The organism is Dellaglioa sp. CoH-55-MRSF-9, assembly GCF_056782155.1.
This window is the reverse complement of sequence record NZ_JBXAYG010000014.1, coordinates 1-1,818: the sequence shown is the minus strand read 5'-3', so window position 1 is coordinate 1,818 and position 1,818 is coordinate 1. Positions and strand designations below refer to the sequence as shown.

Here is a 1,818-nt window from a genome sequence, read left to right as displayed (position 1 = left end):
AAAAACAAAAAGTTAATCCTGAAAATTACATTTTTGGCGCAATGAGAAATACTTTTGAAGTGTGGTACAGCGAATACCTGCAATCATTAAGTTAAAATGGCTACATTAGCTCATATAAGAGCCATAGAGAAACTTTAAAAGCAACAGGTGTGACAGAATTAGCGGTTTATCAAAAAGGAAAGCGAATTATGGTTACATTACCAGTCTAAAAAAACGTCCTCAACATCAAAAGTGAGGACGTTTTTTTAGATTTCTTTTTCTAAAATCGGACAAATACGATCTTGTTTTCCTAAAGGAAAATGTTTTATCCCGATTTTTTTAAATCCATGACGTTCATAAAAACGAATGCCTGCATAATTTTTTTCATAAACAGTCAAACGTAAATAACGTTTTTGTTTCGTTTTAGCATAACGATTCGCTTCATCGAGTAACCGTTGCCCTAACCCTTTGCGTACACGTTTTTGGAACGTCTACGCAAAGGCTTTTAGCAATCAAATTACTCACTATTATATCAAATATTTCAATTAATTAACCCGTTTTCAAATATTTATATTCTAAGCATAATAAAAAGACACACCAGGTGCCTTTTGTTTATTATAATATTTATACAGCTAGTCGTTTTTTATTTTGGTTTAATGACCAGGACCATACAAGTTTAAAATGACAACTCCTGACAAAATTAATACAATTCCTAAGACGCTGCTCAGATTAATAGATTCTTTCCAAACGACTACTGCCAAAACAGTTGTCAATACAATTCCTAAGCCAGCCCATAAAGCGTAAGCAACACTCAAGTTTATAGTTTTCATAGCTAATGCTAAAAAATAAAAACTTGCACCGTATGAAACTAAAGACCCCACAGTTTCCCAAAGCGAACTGAATCCGTTTGAAGCTTTTAACAAATTCGTTCCCAAGAGTTCACCTAGAATCGCGAGCCCCAAAAATATATATCCCATTAAATTACACCTACCTTTTTTTTTATAACGAAAATAATGCCAAAAATGAAAAAATTCATTAGTCGGCGTTTTTTAGCTAGCCACAACCCAGCTATTCGTATATTTTTTATTATACAATTTTACAATTTACTCCGCTTAATTGCAATGTCGTTTTTAATTATTCTCGAATTCTTGTTTTTTAACTTCAAGCATACGTTGTTTACGCTTTTCATAAGCTCTACGGTAACGTTGCATGGCTTTATATTCCTGCTCAAAGACTACCATAGGTCGTTTACCGTCAAGTGCCTGTCTCAATGGCATAGCATTCATTTTTGAAGCTACTTCATCTAATTGTCGTTGTTTCACATCTTTAAATGACGTGCCTTTAGGGTACCAATCACGTAGCTTACGGTTTCTGTTTTCATTTGAACCACGTTGTTGTGGTGATGACGGTGTGGCATAGTATAGCTTAATTTTAAGCTCTTTTTGAACATATTCTAAAAAGTCCCATGAGATAAATTCAGAACCATTGTCGGCTGTTATAGTACGCACAGCTTTGCCATAACGCTCATAAAACAACCTAAATGCATTGAAACACTTGACTTCTGGTAGAAAAATAGTCCATCTTTTTAGTATAAGAGCAGGATCATTTGCAGACCATAAACTAATTAACTTTATGGTCTGCAAATGATCCAAAGAAAATGGAAAAAATGATTGGGATTATTTTTAATGCTAAAAAGGCAAGTGAAACATTTATTACTCAACAAACAGGAAAACCAACAACTATCTTTTTAGATAACTACGAGGATTTGCAACATGACATCACAGTTTCATTGAGAAGAACATTTAACGCTATTAGAAATAAACAGGATAAAAAACAAAA

1 protein-coding gene and 3 pseudogenes are annotated in these 1,818 nt (G+C 33.3%); 1 reads left to right on the top strand and 3 read right to left on the bottom strand.

What is annotated here, in order from left to right; genetic code table 11:
- Nucleotides 1-245: 245 nt before the first annotated feature.
- From AC1RPV_RS07560 to AC1RPV_RS07550, 3 genes and pseudogenes are all read right to left on the bottom strand, one after another.
- Nucleotides 246-449: pseudogene (locus tag AC1RPV_RS07560) on the bottom strand (GNAT family N-acetyltransferase); the annotation flags it as partial.
- Between the two features lie 183 nt (nt 450-632).
- Complete coding sequence (locus AC1RPV_RS07555) at nt 633-956, bottom strand: DMT family transporter (protein WP_047916691.1); 324 nt, start codon at nt 954-956, stop codon at nt 633-635.
- A gap of 153 nt (nt 957-1,109) precedes the next feature.
- Nucleotides 1,110-1,523, bottom strand: a pseudogene (locus AC1RPV_RS07550) (IS30 family transposase); the annotation flags it as partial.
- Between the two features lie 113 nt (nt 1,524-1,636).
- Here AC1RPV_RS07550 and AC1RPV_RS07545 point away from each other — a divergent pair.
- A pseudogene (locus AC1RPV_RS07545) lies at nt 1,637-1,818 on the top strand (plasmid replication initiation protein); the annotation flags it as partial.